Source organism: Pseudomonas sp. H1_A03 (assembly GCF_054685145.1).
On sequence record NZ_CP162829.1, the window covers coordinates 4,871,846 to 4,890,253 of the forward strand.

The window sequence follows — 18,408 nt, forward strand, 5'->3', positions numbered from 1 at the left end:
CGAGAACCGGAGGCCTTATGCTCGCCGCGAACTCCAGGGAGCACGTCGACTGCGTCAGTCGCGTGGTCCGCAATGCCGATCGCCTGCCCCAGGCGCCGGTGCCGTCGCTGATTTTCGATTCGTGGCGGCGGTCCATGGAACAACACCATTTGGACCCCGGCTCCCTGCAGGGCCCGCGCATCCTCAGCGAGCCCTTGCTCAAGGAATGCCGCGAGCGCGCCGAACTGTTCATGCGCATCGCCAGCGAAGAAGTCGGGCAACTGCACCACCGCGTGCGCCAGGCCGACTACTGCGTGATGCTCACCGACGCCCAGGGCCAGACCATCGACCACCGCGTGGACACCTCGATACGCACCGACTGCCGCAAGGCCGGCCTGTACCTGGGCACCTGCTGGTCGGAAGCTGAAGAAGGCACGTGCGGCGTGGCCACGGTGCTCACCAGCAAGTCGGCGGTGACGGTGCACAAGCGCGACCACTTTCGTGCGGCATTTATCGGCCTCACCTGCTCCGCCGCGCCGATCTTCGACCCTCAGGGCAACCTGCTCGGGGTGATGGACGCCTCCGCGTTCAAATCCCCGGATGACCGCCGCAGCCAGCATTTGGTGCGGCAGATGGTGGCGCAGAGTGCCCAGGCCATCGAAAACGCGTTTTTCATGCACAGCGCCCGCGAGCATTGGGTGCTGCAAGCCCACAGCACGCCCGGCTATGTGGACAGCCAGCCCGACCTGCTGCTGGCCTGGGACCGAGACGGTCGCTTGCATGCCCTCAATAGCAAAGCGCGCCAGGCCCTGCGCCTGCGCTTTGGCCAGGTGCCGGAGCATATCGGTGAAGTGTTCGACCTGGATGCATTGCGCGCAGTGACCGACCAATCGGCCCAGCAACTGCACTGGATTGGCGAGCCTGGCGCCCTGCATGTACGCGTCAATGCACCGCGCCGCAAACCGGCGCGTGCGGCGTTGATCCCGCTGGTCGATGCGCGCGTGGAAGAGCACCTGCGCCTGGCCGTGCGGGTCAAGGACCGCAACCTGCCCGTGCTGGTGCAGGGTGAAACCGGTGCCGGCAAGGAAGTCTTCGCCCGCCAACTGCATGCGCGCAGTGCCCGTCGCGATGGGCCGTTTGTGGCGGTGAACTGTGCGGCGATTCCAGAGAACCTGATTGAAAGCGAGCTGTTCGGCTACGTCGCCGGCGCGTTCACCGGCGCCTCCAGCAAAGGCATGCCGGGGCTGTTGATACAGGCCGATGGCGGCACGTTGTTCCTGGATGAAATCGGCGACATGCCCCTGGCCTTGCAGACGCGCCTGCTGCGGGTGATGGCCGAAGGGGAAGTTGCGCCGCTGGGCGCGGCGAAAACCCGCGCGGTGGATATCCAGGTGATCTGCGCCAGCCACCGAGATTTATCGGTGTTGGTCGCTGAGGGCCGTTTTCGTGAAGACCTGTACTTTCGCCTCGGCTGCGCGCGTTTCTGCCTGCCGCCGTTGCGCGAGCGTACCGACAAACTGGCCTTGATCAATCGACTACTGGAGCAGGAAGCGCGCAACAGCGGCGTCGCGGTGGGCATCGGCCAGGCAGCGCTGGAACTGCTGCTGGGTTACGCCTGGCCGGGCAACGTGCGGCAATTGCGGCATGTGCTGGCGTATGCGTGTGCGGTATGTGAAGGCGGGACGCTGCAGGTGGCGGATCTGCCGGTGGAGGTGCGAGGGGATCAGGTTGAGGCGCGGGTGGAAGATAACGTGAGTCCGGAGCGGCAGGTGGTGCTGGATGCGTTGATTCGGCATCGTTGGAAGCCGTTGCCGACGGCGCAGGCGTTGGGCATCTCAAGGGCAACGCTGTATCGCCGAGTTAACCAGCTAGGTATCGACATGCCCGGCAAAACCACCTGACACAGTGAGACCAAAAATGTGGGAGCTGGCTTGCCTGCTCCCACATTCAACCGAGTAGGCCTTGGGGGATCAGCGGTAGACCAGGCCGCCGTCAATCAGCGGAGCTTGCCCGGTCATATAGTCGGAGTCCGGCCCTGCCAGATAAGACACCAACCCCGCCACATCCTTCGGCGTTTCTGCGCGACCCAGGGCAATCCCATCCACATACTTTTTGTACGTCGCCCCCACTTCAGCCCCGGTAATCTCGGCCATGCGCTTGTCGATCTCGACCCACATATCGGTGCCCACCACACCCGGGCAGTAGGCATTCACCGTAATCCCGGCGCTGGCCAGTTCCTTGGCCGCCGCCTGGGTCAAGGCGCGCACGGCAAATTTGGTCGCCGAGTACACGCCGAGCAGCGCAAAGCCTTCGTGGCCCGCGATGGAGCAGGCATTGATGATCTTGCCCTTCTGCCCCAGCGCCTTGAATTTCTTGCCGGCAGCCTGGATGCCCCAGAGCACGCCTTGCACGTTGATGCCCAGGGTGCGCTCGACCTGTTCCGGGCTGACGTCCAGCAGTGAGTCGATCTGCGCGACCCCGGCGTTGTTGACGATGATGTCGAAGCCACCCAAGGTCTGGTGCGCGTGCTCCACCGCCGCCACGACTTGCTCACGCTTGGACACGTCGGCGACAAACACCGAGGCCTGGCGTCCCAACGCCACGACTTCGGCAGCCACCGCTTCGAGCTTGGCGCCATTGATGTCCACCAGGGCGATGTCGGCACCGTCCTGTGCCAGGCGCAGGGCGATGGCCCGGCCAATGCCCTGCCCGGCGCCGGTTACCAGCGCAACTTTTCCAGCGATACTCATGGCTATCTCCTGCGAATGATGAAGGAAGCCTTGTCTATCGCAGGTGCACCTTGGCCTGTCGAGGCGCAGTGGGATCGGTGGGAAGGTTGAGACGGATTGTCTCAAGCCGCGAACCATTCTCGAAAACTTGTAAAAGTGCGCGGTTATGCCTAGTTTATGCGCCCCCCGCCCTGCGCTTTAAGGCCTTGCCCCCATGGTTTTGCGTTTTCGTCCCGTCGTCACCTCACGTTTCGCCCTCGGTTTGCTACTCAGCGGCGGCATCGGTAGCAGCCTGGCGGCTGAAATTGAACTGCCGGCGGTGAAGGTCCAGGGCCAGGATGAGTCCGGCTACCGCAGTGAAACCGCCTCAGTGGGCGGCTTCGATGACGCGCCGCTGCTGGACACCCCGGCGTCGATCAGCGTGATCAATGCCGCGCTGATCAAAGACCAGCAAGCGCGCCTGCTCAGTGAAGTGCTGCGCAACGACGCCTCGGTGGGCGACAGCTATGCGCCCATCGGTTATTACGAAAACTTCGTGGTGCGCGGCTTCTCGCTAAACGCGGCGAGCAGCTACAAGATCAACGGGCGCACCATCACCGGCGAGCAAAACGTCGCCCTGGAAAACAAGCAGCAGGTGGAAGTACTCAAAGGCCTGGCGGGCTTGCAGAGCGGGATCTCCGAGCCGAGCGGCGTGATCAACTACGTGACCAAGCGCCCGGAAGATGTGCGCTCGGTGACCGTCTCCACCGACGATCGCGGCAGCGGCTACATCGCCACCGACGTCGGCGGTTGGTTTGGCAGCGAGCAGCAGTTCGGCCTGCGCGCCAACGTGGCCCATGAAGACCTCAATGCCTATGTCGAACACGCCAATGGCCAGCGCGATTTCGTCTCCTTGGCCTTCGACTGGAACATCAGCCCCGATGCGGTGCTGCAACTGGATGCCGAATACCAGGACAAGCAACAGCGCTCGGTGCCGGGTTACCAGTTGTTGGGCGGCACTGAGGTTCCACACGACGCCTCGCCGAAAAAACTGCTGGGGCACCAAAGCGGCTCCAGGCAGGTGGGCATTGAATCACTGAACCTCAACGGCAAGTTTGAATACCGTTTCAGCGACCAGTGGAAAGGCAGTGTCAGTGCCGCCCGCAGCAAGGTGGTGATCGATGACTACAGTTCGTTTGCCTGGGGTGGCGCCACCAGCGGCGTTGGCAACACCTTCACGCCCGAAGGCAACTACGACATCTACGACTACCGCAGCCCGGACGACACCCGTCGCGACGATGAAGTACAAGCGGCAATGACCGGGCTGTTCGACACCGCCGGCCTGGGCCATGAACTGACTTTCGGTACCAGCGCGTTTCGCCGCGTGATCGACAAGCGCAAACCAGTCAACGAGTGGATCGGCAGCGGCAATATCAACGCCGACGCCCCGACTTTTACACCGACTGACGTCCCATTGAATGACAGCCATCGCAACCTCGACAGCCGCCAATACGGCCTGTTTGCCAGCGACCGCATTCGCTTCAACGAGCACTGGCAAACCCTTCTTGGCGGCCGTGAAGTGCGCCTGGATGAGCGCGCCTTTGACGATAACGGCAATGAAGCCCGCCACACTCAACGGTATGTGTTCCTGCCCCAGGCATCGATTATCTACAAGCCGGTGGACAACCTCTCGCTTTACACCAGCTACAGCAAGGGCCTGTCCCTGGGCGGCACCGCCCCCTGGTACGCCAGAAACGCCAATGAAACCCTGGCCCCGACCACCTCACGGCAAATCGAAGCCGGGGTGAAGTACGACTGGCGCCGCATCAGCTTCGCCGCCGCCGTGTTCCAGACCCGCCAGGCCTACCAGTACGCCCAGCCCGACGGCGCGGGCAACTTCACCTATGTGCAACAAGGCGAGCAGAAAAACACCGGGCTGGAGTTGTCGGCCAACGGCTGGGCCACCGACCGCCTACAAATTGCAACCAGCGTGGCGGCGATTCGTGCGCGGGTCACCGGCAGCGGCACGCCGGAGTACGAAGGTCACCAGGCGATCAACGTGCCCAAGCTGCGTGCCAGCGTGTATGCCGACTATGCCTTGCCGTGGGTGAATGGCCTCGCGGTGCTGGGTGGCGTGCAATACAGCGCCAAGAAGTCCGCCAACCGCACCGGCAAGGTGGAAGTGGGCGATTACGCGGTGGTGAATGTGGGTAGCCGCTACACCACCAAGGTGGACGGCTATGAGACGGTGTTCCGCCTGAGCGTCGACAACCTGTTCGACAAGCGCTACTGGCGCGACGCGGGCGAGTACATGGGCGATGACTACCTGTTCCAAGGCGCGCCATTGACGGCGCGCCTGAGTGCGTCGGTCAATTTCTGACGGGTTACTTCGGCATCTTGCGAAAACCTACCGCCAGGCGGTTCCAGCTGTTGATGGTGGCGATGGCCACGCTCAAGTCGACTTGCTCCTGGGCGCTGAATTCGGCGGCCAGCGCGTTGAAATCTTCATCCGGGGCGTGGGTCTGGCTCAGCAGGGTCAAGCTCTCGGCCCAGGCCAGCGCGGCGCGCTCACGCGGTGTGAAAAACGGCGTTTCACGCCAGGCCGACACGGTGTACAGGCGCCGCTCGGTCTCGCCCCCTTTGCGCGCATCAGCGGTGTGCATGTCGAGGCAGAAGGCACAACCGTTGATCTGCGACACACGCAGGCGGATCAGCTCCAGCAATGGCAGCTCGATGGACAGTTTGCCGACGGCGGCCTCCAAGGCGAGCATGGCTTTCATCGCGTCTGGGGAGGCGGTGTAGAAATCGGTACGGGTTTGCATGGTATTGCTCCGGAACGGTGGGGTTGGCGGCTAGGTTAGTCACCGGGGCGTTGGGGAGGAATATCCAATTTTGGGGAAGAGTGGGTGACCAATTTTCTTGGGGTGGGGGTGAGTACATATCCGTTATTAGGGTAACGGCGGCTTATGGTTCCGCCCTTACGGCGGGTCACTTTTGGAAAAGAGCCCCAAAAGTAACCAAAAGGGCTCTTGCCCCACCACTCGGTGTCTCGCCTAGGCTCGACATGCCCTCACTCCGGCTTGAATCCGTGGGCCGCCGCGATGGGCCATCCTTGGCCCAGCGCGGCGGCCCACGCTCCAAAGCCGGAGTGAGGGCACACCGAGCCTAGGCGAGGTGCCGAGTGTTGGGGCAAGAGCGCTTTGGTTACTTTCGCGCTTTTCGAAAGTGACCCGCCGTAAGGGCGGAACCATAAGCCGCCGTTACGCAAATAACGGATATGTACCCAGAAGGTCAAACCACCCGCGCCATATGCTCCCCAATCCTACCCCTCAACCACCGCTCCGCCGGGTCATTGTCATGCACCCCGCTCCACACCATCGACAACTCCGCCGCCTCGATCGCAAACGGCGGATCCTCCGCCCGTAACGCCGTGCCCTCGGTCAACGCACACGCCGCGTAATCCGGCACCGTCGCGATAATCTGCGTGCCCGCCAGCAACGCGCGCAAGCCGCTGAACTGCGGCACCGCCAGCACCACCCGTCGCGCCCTGCCAATGCGCGCCAAGTCAAGGTCAATATTGCCGCTCAAGTCCCCGGAAAACGACACCATCGCATGGGGCCGCTCACAGTAGTCATCCAGGGTCAGCGGCTCGGCGCCGTCGTCCCCACGCAGGACCTTGCATGGGATGTCCCGCAGCTTCTTGCGCTTGGCATTCGCCGGCAGTTCGGTGGTGTAGCTCACGCCAACGGATATCTCACCACTGGCCAGCAACGATGACATCAGCAAGTAATTAGCCCGACGCACCACCACGATGATGCCTGGGGCCTCTTCGCGCAGTTGGCTGAGCAGTGGCGGGAACAGGCCGAACTCGGCGTCGTCGGAAAGGCCGATGCGGAACACCGCACAGCTGGTGGAAGGATCAAAATCCTTGGCACGGCTGACCGCGCCGGAAATGGTGTCCATCGCCGGTTGCAACTCCTTGAGTATCGCCAGCGCGCGTGGCGTGGGCTCCATGCCCCGCCCGTTGCGCAGCAGCAAAGGGTCGTCGAACAAATCGCGCAGACGCCCCAGCGCCGCGCTGACCGCGGGTTGGCCCATGAAGAGTTTTTCGGCGACCCGGGTCAGGTTCTTCTCGAACATCAGCGCTTCGAAAATCACCAGCAGGTTCATGTCGACGCGGCGCAGGTCGTTGCGGTTCATGGTGGTATCCAAACGATTGGAGAGCCTACAGATAAACACACGAAGCGCAGTTGGGATTGCATGGCTGTGCTGTCTTTTCCAGGCCGGCACCTGACGAAATTAACAACGATTAACTCGTCAGCCGGGCGGTCCGGCAACAAGATTAGCGGCGTCTACACTGCATCCATTCAACGGGAACGCTCCCATCGACTGCGGATATTTGTCATGGCCCGACTCGAGCAATATGCCCCTCGTTTATCCGCCACCGGTGGCCTATGCCCCCGGCGCGAGCGTATCGCCAAGCAATTGATCCTGGCCAATCTCGGCGAAAGCCTGGCCATTGCCGACCTGGCCCAGGCCTGTGCGTTGTCGCGCAGCCATTTCTCACGCGCCTTCAAGTGCAGCACCGGGCTGTCGCCGCAGGAGTGGATCCGCCAACAGCGCATCCAGAGAGCCAAGGAATTGATCACCAGTTCCTCCTTGAGCCTCACGCAAATCAGCCTGGAGTGCGGGTTTTGCGACCAGGCGCACTTCTGCCATATGTTCACCCGCAGCGAGGGCGTCAACCCGATGACCTGGCGAAATCACCACTCGCGCCACAAGCCTCAAGTGATTGCTGCCTAGTGGTCTGTACGGACCTGGAATATGCTGGCCGCTCCCCCTCCCGAGCATGGCCACCCATGAGTGACCTCAGCGATCAGGCCGTGCATTTCGGCCCTTACCGCATCCACCCGCGCCAACGCCTGGTGCTGGAGGCGGGTCGCCCGTTGCGCCTGGGACGGCGGGCAGTGGATATCCTGCTGATCCTGCTGGAGCAGGCCGGCAATGTGGTGAGCAAGCAGGAACTGATCGCCCGGGTCTGGCCGAAAAGCGTGGTCGAGGACGGCAACCTGCGCGTGCACATGGCGGCGTTGCGCAAGGCCTTGGGCGACGGCCAGGCCGGGCAGCGCTATATCGTCACCGTGGCCCAGCGCGGCTACAGTTTTGTTGCGCCACTGAGCATCGAACCGATGACGCTACCCACCGACGGCGCTCCCCAAAGCCCGTGCCACAACCTGCCCTTGCGCCGCACCCGGATGATCGGCCGCCAGGCCCTGATCGACAGCCTGGTGCAACAACTGGCCGAACAACGCTTCATCACCCTGACCGGCGCCGGCGGCATCGGCAAGACCACCGTCGCGTTGCGCGTGGCGGAATTGCTGATCGGGCATTACCGCGACGGTATTCGCTTGCTCGACCTGGCGCCGCTGAGCGCGCCATCGATGATCCTGCCCAATCTCGCCGCCCTGCTCGACCTGACCCACGTCGAGCACGAACCATTGGCCACATTCGCCCGCAGTTTGCAGGAGCGCCAGTTGCTGCTGGTGATCGACAACTGCGAACACCTGCTCGATGACATCGCCCTGATCAGCGAAACCTTGCTGCGCCACGCGCCCAGGCTGAACATCCTGGCCACCAGCCGCGAGGCATTGCGCGCCGAGGGCGAGTACGTGCAGCGCCTGGAACCCCTGGCCTGCCCGCCTGCCACCGGTAACCGCGCCCAGGCATTGGGCTACCCGGCCCTGCAATTGTTGATCGAGCGGGCCATGTCCCATCAGGACAGTTTTGAACTGAGTGAAACCGAACTGCCGCTGGCGATTGATATCTGTCAGCGCCTGGACGGCATCCCCCTGGCGATCGAGTTGGTGGCGGCGCAAATCGAACGCTTCGGCCTGCCCAGGCTACTGGTGCAGATGGAAGACAACTTCCGCCTGCTCACCCGTGGCCGACGCAGTGCGCTGCCGCGGCATCAGACCCTGCGCGCCACGCTGGACTGGAGCTTTGAGCTGCTGACCGCCTGCGAGCAAGTCTGCCTGCGGCGCCTGGCGGTGTTCCGAGGTGGGTTCAGCCTGGCGAGCGCCGCAGCGGTGATTGCCGGGGAACAGGTGGCGCCGGCTGAGGTGCTGGGTTCGATCACGCAATTGGTGGCCAAATCCTTGCTCAATGTGGAGGCCGGTGATGACGAGATGGGCTATCGGCTGCTGGACATCACGCGCACCTACGCCCTGGAAAAACTCAGCGTTGCCCATGAGCTCGACGCCACCCGCGAGCGCCATGCAGCGCGCTGCCTGGCACTGATGGAGCAGGCGCGCGGCGATTGGGAGCTGATCGCGACCCAGCCCTGGATCGACCGCTACGCACCGCTGCGCGAAGACGTCCGCGCCGCGCTCGACTGGGGACTTGGACAGGGCGGTGAACACCTGTTGGCTGTCCGCTTGACGGTCAGCGCAATGCCGCTCTGGCAAGAGTTGTCGTTGCTCCGGGAACACGGCTTGTATGTGGGCAAGGCGCTGGCGTTGATTGAGCAGGTCCGTACGCCCTGCACTCAACTGACAATGCAACTGCAATTGGCGCTGGGCAGCCTGTCTTACCACGCCATGGGGGCTGCTCCCCAGACCATCGCAGCCTTTGTCGGGGCTCAGCGCCTGGCTGAGGAACGCCAGGATGTCGCTGGCCAAATGCGCGCCATCTCCGGTCATCTGGCGGTGAACTTGTGCGCAGGCCGCTATCGCCAGGCGTTGGCGCAGAGCATGCAATTTGATCGCCTCGACCCACGCACTGACCCGCTACTGGACTTGAGCGCTCAACGCCTGCGGGTATTGGCGCAGCACTACAACGGCAATCAGGCACTCGCCCGGCATAACGCCGAACAATTGATCCAACGCATGGCGCACAGCGGCCACCTCAACCGGTTCGCCCACGGGATTGGCGTGCAATACGACCAAAACGTTGCCTCCCTGACCGTATTGGCGCGAATCCTCTGGCTGCAAGGTTTCCCCGAGCAAGCCTGGCGTACCGCCAGCCAGGCGTTGGAACTGGCGCTGCAAATCAATCATGGCACTTCCATCTGCTACACCCTGGCCCTGGCAGGCGTGGTGATCGCCCGCTACAACGGTGAAGAGGACAGCGCTCAGACGCTGCAGGCATTGTTGCTGGAACACGCGCACAAGCATTCGGTGCAACTGTTCCAGACGTGGGCGGGGCACTACGCCGGCATCCTCGGGCATAAAGACTGGCAAGGCTTGGGGCTGATCGAGGACACCCTGATCACGCTCGGTGCACACACGGTCGATGAGCCTGCCTTCGACCGCGCACGCACAGGCGACGCGGGCTGGTGCGCGCCGGAAATTCTGCGGGTACGCGCCAACAGCATGGCGGATACCCACGCGGCCGAAGCACTGCTGCACGATGCCCTGGCGCTGGCGCACCAGCAAGGCGCGCTCGCCTGGGAGCTGCGTTGCGCGACATCATTGGCGCGGCTGTGGCTGTCCCAAGGTCGCGAGCAAGCTGCACGCGACCTGTTGAGTTCAATCTACGCGCGATTCACCGAAGGCTTCGCCACCCAGGACCTAGTTCGCGTACGCAGCCTGCTCGACGAGCTTGAGGACAAACGGCCGGCCTGAAAACGGTCCCAGGTAATGTCCATAACCCTGCTGCAAACGCGCCACCTGCTCCGGATCGCGCAGTTGTGCCAGGGCATAGCTGCGCACGCAATTGAGCAGACGGTAACGCGGGTTGCCGGGGCCGGGCTCGAGGGTCAGCAACGACACGCCGACAAGACGCCTCAGCAGGTAGGACAGATCGGCGTGTTCCAGCTCGGTGCCGGCGACCAGTTCACTCAAGGTGGGCAAGGTTACCGCCATCTTGAACAACCCCAATTGCAGGAACAGCCAGCGCTCCGGCAGGCTCAGGCGCTCGCAGGTCCAGTCCAGGGCGGCGGTCAGGGATTGGTGACGTTCCACTGCCGTACGGCGGCCGCGGGTCAGCACCTGCAAGCCCTTGCACAGTTGCTGCTGCAGCCCGCGCACACCCAGGGCATCCACTTGAGCGGCCGCCAGTTCCAGGGCAAGGGGAATGCCATCCAGGCGTCGGCAGATATCCCGCAGCGGCGCCAGGTCCTGGGGCCGCAACACGAAGCCCTGCTGACTGGCACGCCCGCGGGCAACGAACAATTGCACGGCCGGATAGGCCATCGCCTGTTCAACACTGCTCAGTGCCGACGGTGCAGGCACCGCCAGCCGGGGCACGCGCTGCACCCATTCGCCGTGGACTTGCAGGGCCTCACGACTACTCACCAGCACACTGACTTGAGGCGCTGTTTTGCCAAGCACCCGCACCAGGTGACGGCAGGCGCCGAGCAGAGGGTCGGCGCCGTCGAGCACCAGTAACAGCTGGCGGGAGGTCAATTGACGGCTTAACTCGGTAGCGCTGGCGCTCGGTTCAAGGTTCAGCGCGGTGGCCAGGTGGCACAGCATACTCATCGGCGCTTCCACGGTGGCCAGATCGACCCACCACACACCGTCCCGATAACGCGGCAATACGCGCTCGGCCAGCGCCAGGGCCAAGGTGCTCTTGCCTACGCCGGCGCACCCGGTGAGCGTCATCAGGCGCTGCCCCGACAGGCGCCGCACCAGCACACCCAACAGTTCATCGCAGCCAATCACAGGGCTGAGCCGTGCTGCCAGATTGTGCCGGGGCAGCATGACGTGTACCGCGTCCTGTACAGGTGCTGTGAAACAGTAGCCGCGCTGCGGGTCGTTGAGAATGAAGCGTTGCCCATCGAGGGCGCGGCGCAGTGCGGCGATGTGCACGCGCAGGTTGTTTTCTTCCACCACGCTGTTCGGCCAGACCCGCTCGATCAAGGTGGCCTTGCTGATGTACTGCCCAGGCGCTTCGAGCAGCGCCGTGAGGATATCCAGCGCACGTCCGCCCAAGGGTACGGGCCAGCCGGCCTTGCTGACCAACCGCTGTTGCCGGTGAAAGACATAGGCGCCGAAGCGGACCGTGCCATCAGCGTCAATCGCCTGAGGGTTATTCATGTGGGTCATCGCGCTGAAACACCCGGCCTTGGGCGTTTGCGCATCCTTTTCCATGGGCTTGACGCTATCTTGCCAGTTGGCGATGACAGGACAATGCTGGAACGGGGAGCGACACGGACAATCGGGTGCGCGAGACGGACATTCTGTCGTTAACTGAACTGCTGTCGGTATTGGGTCGGGTTGAGGCCCAGCTTCTCACTGAACAAAAAGCGCATATGCCGCACGCTGCCGAAGCCTGCGTGGAAAGCCACGGTCTTGAGCGGCAGGTCGGTGGATTCCAGCAACTGCCGGGCGCGGTCGATGCGCGCACCTTGCAGGAACGCCATGGGCGTCATTTGCACATCCTTGGCAAACAGCCGCGCAAAATGGCGTGCGCTCATGCCGGCCAGCTCGGCCATGGATTCGATGGTGAAAGGCTGCTCCAAATGCGCCAGGACATAGTTCTGCACGCGGGTAATCGCGGTTTCCTGGGGCGCAACCGCTGCTGTCATCGGGCTGAACTGAGCTTGGCCGCCCTGGCGCTTCATCACCACCAGCAGCACCTTGGCCACGTCCACCGCGACTTGCTTGCCATGGTCCTGGGCCACCACCGACAACGCCAGGTCGATACCGGCCGTGACGCCACCCGAAGTGATCAAGCGCCCGTCCTGCAAGTAGATTTGATCCGTCTCGACAATCGCCTTGGGAAACGCCTTGATCAGCCGTTCGGTGTAGTGCCAATGGGTTGTTACACGGTGCTCGTCGAGCAGGCCTGCATGCCCCAGCACGAACGCACCGGTGCAGATCGAGCCGAAGCGCCGCGCCCGTGGGGCCGCAGCCTTGAGCCAGGGCAACAGCGCGGGGTGGCATTCGTTATAGGCACCGGGCCCGCCGGGCACCAGCAGCAAGTCGTAGGCATCCAGGGCCTGGTCCAGCAGCAGATCGGTCTGCACCATCACGCCGTTGGAAGCACGCAACGGGCCGGGCTCGGTGCCGATAGTGAGGATCTGGTAGTGCGCGGCCGCCGGCAGGTAGCGGTTGGCAATGGAGAACACTTCGAGCGGCCCGGCCATGTCGAGCAGGAGGAAGTCCGGAAACAGCGCCATGGCCACGGTTTTCATACAGGGAAAGGTCCATCAAAAAAGGAAAACGGCGGACAGTATGCCATGCCTGAGACTGTCAACTCATAAGCGACAGTTATTCAGAATCCACCTTCTTAATCAACCGTCCAGTAACCATTAATCTCTTTCTCAACGACGGAGCCCTGCATGTCGCAGCCCGCTCCCACTTGAGGACAAGACCATGTTGACCCTTCGCAAAGCTTCCGAACGCGGCGCCGCCAATCACGGTTGGTTGAAGTCGTTCCACACCTTCTCGTTCGCCAACTACTGGAACCCGAATGAACAAGGGTTTTCCGACCTGCTGGTGATCAACGATGACCGCGTCGCCGCTGGCAAAGGCTTCGGCCAGCACCCACACCGCGACATGGAGATTTTCTCCTATGTGCTCGAAGGCGCCCTGGAACACAAGGACACCCTGGGCACCGGCTCGGTGATCCGCCCTGGCGACGTGCAACTGATGAGCGCCGGCAGCGGTGTAGCCCACAGCGAGTTCAACCACAGCCAAAGCCGTGGCGTGCACTTCCTGCAAATCTGGATCGTGCCCGCGGTGGCCGGCGCCGAGCCGCGCTACCAGCAGGAGCACTTCAGCGAGGCGCAGAAACGTGGGCGCCTGCAGTTGATCATCTCGCCAGAGGGCAATGACGGCGCCCTCAGCGTGCGTCAGGACGCACGGGTGTATGCCGGGCTGTTCAACGGTGACGAAGCCGCAACCCTGAACCTGCCGCCGGACCGCCACGTGTACATCCATGTGGCCCGGGGCAGCGTTGAAGTGAACGGCCAGCGCTTGCAGGAAGGCGATGGCGCTCGGGTACGGGATGAGCGGCAGATCCGCTTGAGCCAGGGTGAAGACGCCGAAGTGCTGGTGTTCGACCTGCGCCCACAGGAATTGCCGCAGATGCCATGACCGGCCCCGCGATGGCCCGCCAACACGAGCCATCGCTGGCGTCGATAGTCACCATCAGCCCAATGAAGTTCTCTTAAAAAATGCAACGCGTACCATCAAACCCATACCAGGCAACACCCAAACTAAAACACTCGGAGCACACCATCATGAAACGCCAAATCTTGCTTAGCTTCGCTTTCTCGGTACTTGCTGCAAATGCATTTGCTCACCCAGTGGTTGCTGAAGGCGGTTCGGATCGCCTGATCGAAAGTCGTGTTGCAGAGGGTGGTTCGGACCGCCTGCTGGACCGCCGTGTCGCCGAAGGCGGTGCTGATCGCTTGCAAGAACGCGGTCTGGCTGAAGGCGGTGCTGATCGCCTGCAAGAACGCGGTCTGGCTGAAGGCGGTGCTGACCGCCTGCAAGAACGCGGTCTGGCTGAAGGCGGTGCTGATCGTCTGCAAGAACGCGGTCTGGCTGAAGGTGGTGCTGATCGTCTGCAAGAACGCGGTCTGGCTGAAGGCGGTGCTGATCGTCTGCAAGAACGCGGTCTGGCTGAAGGCGGTGCTGATCGCCTGCAAGAACGCGGTCTGGCTGAAGGCGGTGCTGATCGTCTGCAAGAACGCGGTCTGGCTGAAGGCGGTGCTGATCGCCTGCAAGAACGCGGTCTGGCTGAAGGCGGTGCTGATCGTCTGCAAGAACGCGGTCTGGCTGAAGGCGGTGCTGATCGTCTGCAAGGCAACAACGCTTAACCTCCCGCTGCTTGCGGGAACCCCAAACCGGCCTGATCAGCCGGTTTTTTTTCGCCCGCTATTAATGCAACTCACGGTCCACCCACAGCACCGCCTTGCCGACCTGTTGCCGCGCTTCGATGCGTTCGTGCACCTGCTGCACGGTCTCCAGCGTGTAATGCCCCTCGATATCCACCGTCAAAGCCCCTTCGAGCATCGCCGCAAAGATCGCATTGGCGCGTCGCTGCACAGTGGCCCCATCGGCCATGTGGTCGGCCAGCCGTGGCCGCGTCAAAAATAACGACCCGGCTTCGCCCAGTTCAATCGGGTCGAGGTCCGTCAGCGAGCCCGAAACATTGCCATAGTTAACGATCAAACCGCGTGTGCGGCAGGCGCGAAAACTGCAACACATGGTCGGCGAATCGGCCATCGTCGTAATGAAAGGTGGTGATGGAGTTCCTGGTGGCCTGCATCGAGGGCGAACCGCAGTTACGGCGCTGAATCAACCTGGATGGGCGAGGAACTTCTTGCGATACGCCGCCGGCAACAGGCCCACCCGTTGCTGGAAAAGGCGGCGGAAAGAATTGCTGTCTTCGTAACCCACCGCGTAGGTGATGCTTTCCAGGGTCATGCGGGTCGATTCCAGCATTTGCTTGGCCCGCTCCAGGCGCAGGGTTTGCAGGTAGGCAATCGGGGTGTACTCGGTAGCGTCCTTAAAACGCCGCTTGAAATTGCGCACGCCAAACCCAAAGCGCCGGGCCACATCGTCAATGACCAAGGCCTCGGCAAAGTGCTGCTCCAGCCAGTGCTGCACGCGCAGGATCTCGCCATCGCCATGGCTTTTGGGCAGCGACCACATGGCATATACCGACTGTTCGCTACGCACATTATCGATCAGCAAGTATTTACCACAGGTGTGGGCCAGTTCCGGAGAGCCGAAACGACGGATCAGATGCAACATCAAGTCCATCGCCGCGCTTGCCCCACCGCTGGTGATCACACGGTTTTCTTCGCAGAGGATCTGCGCGTCATCCAGGTTCACGTCCGCGTAGCGTCGTCGAAACAGGTCGGCAAACGCCCAGTGAGTCGTGGCGCGCAGGTTTTGTAGAACACCGCACTCAGCCAGCAAAAACGCTGCGGTGCACATCGAAGCCAACACCGCGCCGCGTGCATGCTGTTCGCGCAACCAGGCTGCGTAGGCAGGAAAGTTCGGCAGGGCCTCCTTCAATGTGAACAAAAAACCTGGGATCAGCACCAGGTCGGTCTGCGCGATCTGCGCCACCGCGCGGTCCACCTGCAAGCACTGCCCGCCCCAAGCCTCCACGGCCTGGCCGTCCAAGGAGGCAACGACCACGTCGAAGGGTGGGCTGTCGGCGAACAGGTTGGCGGCGCTGAGCATCTCCAGCGCCAAGGTGGCACTGGCGGCAGAACAACGATCGGCCAGGAGCAAGGTAATGTGCATGAAAGGAGCCCTGTTGCGCTTTTCGCAGGTAATAAGTCATTTGTGCACCTACCTTAGCCGATTCCACATCTTTACAGTGCTGCCACTGATCAACTGTCTGGTGCCTTGATGAATCTCTGGTTTCGCTTGCTCTTCATGCTGTCCCGGCGCCCCTGGCGCAAACCTGTCCATGGCCTGGCCACCACCGTGGTGCGCATGCGCGTCTGGCCGCTGGACCTGGATATCAACCGGCACGTCACCAATGGCCGCTACTTTTCCCTGGCGGACGTCGCAAGGATGGATTTTGTGTTGCGCACCGGCGCCTTTCGCGTGGCGCTGCGCAACAAAGCGCTGCCCATCGTGGGCGATACCTGGGGCAAGTTCCGCCGGGAGTTGAAGCTGTTCGACGTGTTTGAGGTGCACACCCGCATGCTCGGCTGGGACCACAAATGGAGCCTGATGGAACACCGTTTTGTCCGTAAGGGCCGGGTGGTCGGCGTAGTGGTGATGCGCGGGTTGTTCCGCTCGGCCAAGGGCACCCTGCCCCCAGCGGATTTTTTACGTGAACTGGGGCTGGATGAAGCGTCACCGCCAATGCCGCAATGGCTCAGCGACTGGGCGCAAAGTTGTGATGACATGAGTGTGCAGTTGCGGGAGGAGGAGCAGGTTTGAGTGTTGGCAACCTGCACAACAGCCCCTCCCCGGCGTCGGTTGCACCTGGTCTGGGCCAGCCGTAGATCGCCCTGGCCGACGTTGCTGGCTAACGTGTGGGCATGACCGCGCAGCCCCGCAATCGATGAGTTCGCCGAAGCGTCGCAGGCTTAATCCAGTCCCCCCTTGCCACTAGCGATGCAAGGGTTTACCCGATTCCACCAAAAAAGCGTTTGGTCTAAAATACTTATCGAGCATTAAGAATTTGCACTAGCATATGTGTACGTTCGTACAAACACCCTCGCAATAGCCGCGCATTACCCCTTCCCTCTCTGAAAAACAAAGTGGCGAATGTTAAAATTTGTCACGTTTTGCCGTATTCAATTCGATTAGTATCTAAACGCTAGCAGCGATTGAACTGACGGCCTTGCATGCCGGAAAAGGGAGTAGGTGATGCATTTTTCCAATGTCCTCGCTATTGCACGGACTCAATCTAAATCGGAGGACTTTCGAGCGCTCATAGTTCGCACTGTAACGGATGATTTAAAAGTCGATACACGTTACTACGAACAACTAGTTGACCCCCACGAAAGCCACGGAAACTACCGTGCCATCATTATAGAAATCGACACCCCCTCGGCCAGCAATCAAACGCTGGAGATAATAAGAAAAACCCGAGATAAAAACCCTGGCTGCACGATATTCGTCGTTATCACTTTTGCCTCGACCTTGAGTAAAACCAAATACTATCTGGCCGGTGCGGACTACTGCATCAAAGTGATAGAAACATCCCCTGAAAAAAAATCGAGCCTGTTTGAAGACTTACTCAGCGAGACGGCACGACTGAATCGTTGCGCCCTGGTGCTCGATCAGGACCGCATGTGCATTCACGGTGACGGCAAAAAACTGGAAATCTCTTTTGTTGAAATGAAAGTATTGGAAGCGCTTATCCAGCGTCGACTACTCAGTCACAATGAGATCGCCGCCGTCATGGGACTTAATACCAAATACTATGACTCCCGCGCGCTGGAAAAATCCATCAGCCGATTGCGCAGTAAAATCAAGGCACACTACGGTGACAATATCATTCAGAATATCCGCGGTTATGGATACAAACTAAGCCGCGGTCTTATTTGCGCCAGCCATTTGCAAACCGCCCAAGAGAGGTCGAATCGTGAATAGCGAGAGAATATCCCCTGCGCACAGTGTGGACTTCAACCTTGTCAGGCAAGCCATTGTTGACCGCAACCATACACTCTGGGGCAATGAAATCAGCCTGACGTCCAAGGACACTCAGGCATTACCTCAAAGTGCCTACAGCGAGGCACTTCAGCGTATCAGCGCACGGCGCAATGCCTTGAACCCAACGGTAAGCCACACGTTCCTGCGGATTAATCAAGCCGTATTAATGAACGAAGACTTTCATACGTGCATTATTCAGACTGCCCAGTCACTGGAAAAGCACAAACTTCCCTTCACCCTCAGTATCGATAACCCGTTGGATGCCCTGCCCGGTCCGGTTGAACGCAGGGCGATGGTGCGCCAGCTATATAAACTAAAAGACCAATGCAGCCTCACACTTGCCTACAATAATTACAGACTCGATACAAAGCCGGCAGATCTGTTGATCGACCTCAAGCTTTACGACTATATAAAAATGCCCTTCCCGGATTCCGCGCTCCGGCTGAGTCTCAACACACGCTCCGATCTGTTCGATCGGCTCTACGACCGCATGCTAGAGCTGATCAGTGCGACCCGGGTATGTTTCATTGCTGACACGGTTGAATTTGCCGACAGCGCCGTTCTGGCTAAAAACCTGCCTTTCGAATACTTTCAGGGCGGTTATTACTCTCCTGCTGACCGCTTATAACAACTGCATC

The 18,408-nt window shown here is 61.4% G+C and carries 15 protein-coding genes and 1 pseudogene; 9 read left to right on the forward strand and 7 right to left on the reverse strand.

All coding sequences use genetic code 11. The features are described from left to right. Positions 1 to 17 precede the first annotated feature (17 nt). Positions 18 to 1,880, forward strand: a complete 1,863-nt coding sequence (locus AB4O35_RS22630; RefSeq protein ID WP_065876078.1) for a sigma-54-dependent Fis family transcriptional regulator — start codon at positions 18 to 20, stop codon at positions 1,878 to 1,880. A 69-nt stretch (positions 1,881 to 1,949) separates the two neighbouring features. On the opposite strand, the gene AB4O35_RS22635 is transcribed toward AB4O35_RS22630, so the two are convergent. After that, positions 1,950 to 2,729 carry an acetoin reductase gene (locus tag AB4O35_RS22635; protein WP_065946382.1) on the reverse strand — a complete coding sequence of 260 codons (780 nt, stop codon included), beginning with the start codon at positions 2,727 to 2,729 and terminating at the stop codon, positions 1,950 to 1,952. A 193-nt stretch (positions 2,730 to 2,922) separates the two neighbouring features. Between AB4O35_RS22635 and AB4O35_RS22640 the strand changes: the two genes are divergently transcribed. Next, complete coding sequence (locus AB4O35_RS22640; RefSeq protein ID WP_065946383.1) at positions 2,923 to 5,067, forward strand: TonB-dependent siderophore receptor; 2,145 nt, start codon at positions 2,923 to 2,925, stop codon at positions 5,065 to 5,067. 4 nt (positions 5,068 to 5,071) lie between these two features. Here AB4O35_RS22640 and AB4O35_RS22645 read toward each other — a convergent pair whose 3' ends face one another. Next, a complete protein-coding gene (locus AB4O35_RS22645) occupies positions 5,072 to 5,509 on the reverse strand; it encodes a carboxymuconolactone decarboxylase family protein (protein ID WP_049708741.1) in 438 nt (145 codons plus the stop codon). 469 nt (positions 5,510 to 5,978) lie between these two features. Then, entirely contained in the window at positions 5,979 to 6,887 is a 909-nt protein-coding gene (locus AB4O35_RS22650) for a LysR family transcriptional regulator (RefSeq protein WP_065876075.1), read from the reverse strand. 204 nt (positions 6,888 to 7,091) lie between these two features. Between AB4O35_RS22650 and AB4O35_RS22655 the strand changes: the two genes are divergently transcribed. Next, a complete protein-coding gene (locus tag AB4O35_RS22655; RefSeq protein ID WP_065876074.1) occupies positions 7,092 to 7,490 on the forward strand; it encodes a helix-turn-helix domain-containing protein in 399 nt (132 codons plus the stop codon). A gap of 56 nt (positions 7,491 to 7,546) precedes the next feature. Then, positions 7,547 to 10,309: an ATP-binding protein gene (locus AB4O35_RS22660; RefSeq protein WP_065946384.1), complete on the forward strand. Its 2,763-nt coding sequence runs from the start codon at positions 7,547 to 7,549 to the stop codon at positions 10,307 to 10,309. Here the strand turns inward: AB4O35_RS22660 and AB4O35_RS22665 are convergent. Both AB4O35_RS22665 and AB4O35_RS22670 read right to left on the reverse strand, forming a co-directional pair. Continuing rightward, complete coding sequence (locus AB4O35_RS22665) at positions 10,256 to 11,779, reverse strand: winged helix-turn-helix domain-containing protein (RefSeq protein ID WP_065946385.1); 1,524 nt, start codon at positions 11,777 to 11,779, stop codon at positions 10,256 to 10,258. The two genes, AB4O35_RS22660 and AB4O35_RS22665, sit on opposite strands and share 54 nt — an antisense overlap. Before the next feature lie 95 nt (positions 11,780 to 11,874). Continuing rightward, positions 11,875 to 12,825, reverse strand: a complete 951-nt coding sequence (locus AB4O35_RS22670; protein ID WP_065876071.1) for a GlxA family transcriptional regulator — start codon at positions 12,823 to 12,825, stop codon at positions 11,875 to 11,877. A 181-nt stretch (positions 12,826 to 13,006) separates the two neighbouring features. On the opposite strand from AB4O35_RS22670, the gene AB4O35_RS22675 reads away from it, so the two are divergent. Both AB4O35_RS22675 and AB4O35_RS22680 read left to right on the forward strand, forming a co-directional pair. Continuing rightward, positions 13,007 to 13,729, forward strand: a complete 723-nt coding sequence (locus AB4O35_RS22675; RefSeq protein WP_065909592.1) for a pirin family protein — start codon at positions 13,007 to 13,009, stop codon at positions 13,727 to 13,729. A gap of 146 nt (positions 13,730 to 13,875) precedes the next feature. After that, positions 13,876 to 14,457, forward strand: coding sequence for a phage infection protein (locus AB4O35_RS22680; RefSeq protein ID WP_083207209.1), 582 nt, complete (start codon positions 13,876 to 13,878; stop codon positions 14,455 to 14,457). A gap of 61 nt (positions 14,458 to 14,518) precedes the next feature. On the opposite strand, the pseudogene AB4O35_RS22685 reads toward AB4O35_RS22680, so the two are convergent. Next, positions 14,519 to 14,851, reverse strand: a pseudogene (locus AB4O35_RS22685) (zinc-binding dehydrogenase); the annotation flags it as partial. 87 nt (positions 14,852 to 14,938) lie between these two features. Next, positions 14,939 to 15,898, reverse strand: coding sequence for a GlxA family transcriptional regulator (locus AB4O35_RS22690; protein ID WP_065891223.1), 960 nt, complete (start codon positions 15,896 to 15,898; stop codon positions 14,939 to 14,941). 108 nt (positions 15,899 to 16,006) lie between these two features. Here AB4O35_RS22690 and AB4O35_RS22695 point away from each other — a divergent pair, with 108 nt between their 5' ends. The 3 genes from AB4O35_RS22695 (at position 16,007) to AB4O35_RS22705 (ending at position 18,398) form a co-directional block, all read left to right on the forward strand. Next, entirely contained in the window at positions 16,007 to 16,549 is a 543-nt protein-coding gene (locus AB4O35_RS22695; RefSeq protein ID WP_065946387.1) for an acyl-CoA thioesterase, read from the forward strand. A 432-nt stretch (positions 16,550 to 16,981) separates the two neighbouring features. Continuing rightward, positions 16,982 to 17,710 carry a winged helix-turn-helix domain-containing protein gene (locus AB4O35_RS22700; RefSeq protein ID WP_065876065.1) on the forward strand — a complete coding sequence of 243 codons (729 nt, stop codon included), beginning with the start codon at positions 16,982 to 16,984 and terminating at the stop codon, positions 17,708 to 17,710. Continuing rightward, positions 17,703 to 18,398: a YuxH family protein gene (locus tag AB4O35_RS22705; protein ID WP_065876064.1), complete on the forward strand. Its 696-nt coding sequence runs from the start codon at positions 17,703 to 17,705 to the stop codon at positions 18,396 to 18,398. Before AB4O35_RS22700 ends, AB4O35_RS22705 begins: the two co-directional genes overlap by 8 nt. Positions 18,399 to 18,408: the final 10 nt, after the last annotated feature.